This window comes from Bradyrhizobium sp. P2_E8 (assembly GCF_056403875.1).
The window spans coordinates 1-3819 of the sequence record NZ_JBFUES010000757.1 but is presented as its reverse complement, the minus strand read 5'-3'; the positions used below and the strand labels follow the sequence as shown (position 1 = coordinate 3819).

Below are 3819 nucleotides of genomic sequence, written 5' to 3'. Positions count from 1 at the left end.
GGGCGATCACCGCCCAGATCAGGCAGTCCAGCACGTTGGCCGAATGCGCGATGGCGCTGACCAGCGGTGCCACGAAGCCGAGCAGGCTGAGGCCGAGCGAGATCGCCGCGGCCGGCTCGTTGTCGCGGATGAGCTGGAACTCGTTGTACGGGGTGATGCGGGTGTAGACGAACAGATACGCCACGATCGCGATCAGCCCGGTGCAGAAATAGACCAGGAAGGCGGGCAGGCCGGCGAGTGATTGCAGGATCATCGTTCCCCCATCGTGCAGCGACCATTCGTCGGCGGGGGAAGGATAGCGGTTCAACGGCAGGAGGGCGATGAAGCCGCCTTCGCGTCCCCCCCAAAAAACAAAACCCCGCCATTTGCGGCGGGGTCCAGGCTGGGAGGAGCAAGCCCCGAAGGGCCCGCGACGTAAACCCAGGATCAGGCGGGAATGCGCTCTTCGTGCTCGTGCGGCTCGCGCAGCACGTAGCCGCGGCCCCACACGGTCTCGATGAAGTTGCGGCCTTCGGAGGCGTTGGCGAGCTTCTTGCGGAGCTTGCAGATGAAGACGTCGATGATCTTCAGCTCGGGCTCGTCCATGCCGCCATAGAGGTGGTTGAGGAACATTTCCTTGGTGAGGGTCGTGCCCTTGCGGAGCGAGAGAAGCTCCAGCATCTGGTATTCCTTGCCGGTCAGATGCACGCGCTGGCCGCCGACTTCGACCGTCTTGGTGTCGAGGTTGACGACGAGGTCTCCGGTCTGGATGACCGACTGGGCATGGCCCTTGGAGCGGCGCACGATCGCGTGGATGCGGGCCACCAGCTCGTCCTTGTGGAAGGGCTTGGTCATGTAGTCGTCGGCGCCGACGCCGAGACCCTTGACCTTATCCTCGATGCCGGCGAGGCCGGAGAGGATCAGAATCGGGGTCTTGATCTTGGAGACCCGGAGTTGCTTGAGCACGTCGTAGCCGGACATGTCAGGCAGGTTGAGGTCGAGAAGGATAATGTCGTAATCGTATAATTTACCGAGATCGACGCCTTCTTCCCCCAAATCGGTCGTGTAGACGTTGAAGCTCTCAGACTTCAGCATCAGCTCGATCGACTGCGCGACGGCGCTGTCATCTTCAATCAGCAAAACGCGCATGCCAGTTCCCCATAGTCGCCGCTCCTGGGCGTCAGGTCGGCCGCATTCGCGGCACTCAACAAAACGCCTTTGAACAACTGATTCGGATCCTGACAACAGATGGTTAACAAATCCTGATTCTGGAACGCAAGTCCCCCCGGTGCAATTTTTGTCGAATCGCCCTAAGGTCTTGCGTAGGAAGCAGCTTTCGTTATCCGGCTCCGTTCAAGTTCCACTTTAAGAGACGGGCCTAACCGACTCCCGCGACTCGGCCTTCTTCTGAAGGGGAGTCACGCTCAGTCACAAAGACAGTGACGCAATGATTAACGATGCGGGTAAACACGAAGTTAAGCGCCGTTCAGAAATATGGCGAAACTTAAGAGTTTCCCCGTGAAGGCCCGGGATCACGAAGACGACCACCTCATGAAGGCCCTCCTATGAAGGCTCTGGCCGAACAGATCGGCGATATCGACGGCATCAATATCTATGGCCGTGTGGTCGGTGTGCGCGGCCTGATGGTCGAAGTGGCCGGCCCGATCCATGCGATGTCGGTCGGCGCGCGGCTCGTGATCGAGACCGGCGCCAACCGTTCCATCCCCTGCGAGGTGATCGGCTTCTCCGGCAACAATGCTGTCGTGATGCCGTTCGCCGGCCTCGACGGTGTGCGCCGCGGCTGCAAGGCGGTCATCGCCAATGCCGCCAATCAGGTGCGGCCGTCGTCGGCCTGGCTCGGCCGTGTCGTCAACGCGCTGGGCGAGCCGATCGACGGCAAGGGGCCGTTGCCGCAGGGGTCCTCGCCGATGCCGTTCCGCAATACGCCGCCGCCGGCGCATTCGCGCAAGCGCGTCGGGGCGCCGCTCGATCTCGGCGTGCGCGCGATGAACACGTTTCTCACCTGCTGCCGCGGCCAGCGCATGGGCATCTTCGCRGGCTCCGGCGTCGGCAAATCGGTGCTGCTGTCGATGCTGGCGCGCAACGTGGACGCCGCCGTCAGCGTCATCGGGCTGATCGGCGAACGCGGCCGCGAGGTTCAGGAATTCCTGCAGGACGATCTCGGCGAGGAGGGCCTGGCGCGCTCCGTCGTCGTGGTCGCAACCTCCGACGAGCCGGCGCTGATGCGCCGCCAGGCGGCGTATCTGACACTCGCGGTCGCCGAGTATTTTCGCGACGAGGATCAGGACGTGCTCTGCCTGATGGACTCGGTGACGCGCTTCGCCATGGCCCAGCGCGAGATCGGTCTGTCCGCCGGCGAGCCGCCGACCGCCAAGGGCTATACGCCGACCGTGTTCACCGAGCTGCCGAAGCTGCTCGAGCGTGCCGGGCCGGGCCTGGGCGAGGGCGCGATCACCGCGATCTTCACGGTGCTGGTCGACGGCGACGACCACAACGAGCCGATCGCCGACGCCGTCCGCGGCATCCTCGACGGCCACATCGTGATGCAGCGTTCCATCGCCGAGCGCGGCCGCTACCCCGCCATCAACATCCTCAAATCCGTCTCCCGCACCATGCCGAAATCGGCCGATCCGGAGTTCTGGCCGACCATCCAGAAGGCGCGGGCGGTGATGGCGACCTATGCCGACATGGAGGAATTGATCCGGCTGGGCGCCTACCGGGCCGGCTCCAGCCCCGAGGTCGACGAGGCGATCCGCCTGCACGAGCCCCTGGAAGCCTTCCTGCGCCAGCGCAAGGACGAAAATGCCTCGCTGGCGAACGGCTATCGCCAGTTGGCGCAAATCCTCGGTAATTTGGAAACGGAACGCTAACTTTGTCAGTTCATCATCCGCTCTCACAGAGTAGCAGAGCCGGTCTTGGCCCCAATTGGGCCAGTGGGGAGACCGGTGTTGTCCCACGTGCAGCCAGGGGACTTCTGGGGAGTACGAGTCGATGAAGTCACGTGATACCCTCATCCGCCTGAAGAAATTTCAGGTCGACGAGAAGCGCCGCCGGGTCACCCAGATCGAGACCATGATCGCCGACTTCCAGCGGATGTCGGTCGATCTCGAACGCGAGATCCAGACCGAGCAGGAGCGTGCCGGGATCAACGATCCCTCGCACTTCGCCTATCCGACCTATGCCAAGGCCGCGATCCAGCGCCGTGAGAACCTGACCCGCTCGGCCGACGAGCTCAAGGGCCAGCTCGACGAGGCCAAGGCCGCGCTGGCCGAGGCCTTCGAGGAGCTGAAGAAGGTCGAGCTCCTCGACGAGCGCGACCAGGCCCGCGAACGCGCCGAGGAAAACGCCCGCGAGCAGGCCGACCTCGACAGCATCGGCCTGATGCGGGCCCGCATCGGCGCCGTCGCCTGAGGCGCTAGCAGCCAGACCCGTCGAAAATTTGCAGAACCCGGACCCGCAAGGTCCGGGTTTTCGTATGTGCTGTCCACAGCGTGGCGCCACGCCCCTTGGTGGTCGGCTTTGCTGCGCGCTATGGTAGTGCAAGTGCCGGGCCTGCGCGGAACGCGCCCGAGCCTACGCGTTGGGGGGCTGAATGCTGACGCCAGCAGAGCTGGTCGGGCTGATTGAGGCGGTGGCGAAGGGCGATCAGGCCGCGTTCGAGCGCCTTTACGTCGCCACGCGCGCGAAACTCTATGGCGTCGTGCTTCGTATCTTGCGTCGGCAGGATATCGCAGAGGAAGTCATTCAGGAGACCTACGTCAAGATCTGGAACAGCGCCGGCCAGTTCAATCCGGCCCTGTCGTCGCCGATCACGTGGAT

5 protein-coding genes are annotated in these 3819 nt (G+C 63.7%); 3 read left to right on the top strand and 2 right to left on the bottom strand.

The annotated features are described in order from the left end of the window. Positions 1–253 (bottom strand): DUF350 domain-containing protein (locus AC1D00_RS31205; protein ID WP_477013302.1); only part of this gene is annotated, 253 nt, incomplete at its 3' end. A gap of 173 nt (positions 254–426) precedes the next feature. After that, positions 427–1128, bottom strand: coding sequence for a response regulator transcription factor CtrA (gene ctrA / locus AC1D00_RS31200; protein ID WP_008138878.1), 702 nt, complete (start codon positions 1126–1128; stop codon positions 427–429). A 416-nt stretch (positions 1129–1544) separates the two neighbouring features. Here ctrA and fliI point away from each other — a divergent pair, with 416 nt between their 5' ends. From fliI to AC1D00_RS31185, 3 genes are all read left to right on the top strand, one after another. Next, positions 1545–2870, top strand: a complete 1326-nt coding sequence (fliI, locus tag AC1D00_RS31195) for a flagellar protein export ATPase FliI (RefSeq protein WP_477013301.1) — start codon at positions 1545–1547, stop codon at positions 2868–2870. Between the two features lie 121 nt (positions 2871–2991). Then, positions 2992–3411, top strand: a complete 420-nt coding sequence (gene fliJ / locus AC1D00_RS31190; RefSeq protein WP_011084990.1) for a flagellar export protein FliJ — start codon at positions 2992–2994, stop codon at positions 3409–3411. Between the two features lie 181 nt (positions 3412–3592). Next, positions 3593–3819: sigma factor (locus tag AC1D00_RS31185; RefSeq protein ID WP_477013300.1), on the top strand; the 227-nt coding region annotated here is incomplete at its 3' end.

Bases quoted from the DNA above. Each gene is read 5' to 3' on its own strand.
- ctrA (WP_008138878.1), bottom strand. From the start codon at position 1,128: ATGCGCGTTTTGCTGATTGAAGATGACAGCGCCGTCGCGCAGTCGATC.
- fliJ (WP_011084990.1), top strand. From the start codon at position 2,992: ATGAAGTCACGTGATACCCTCATCCGCCTGAAGAAATTTCAGGTCGAC.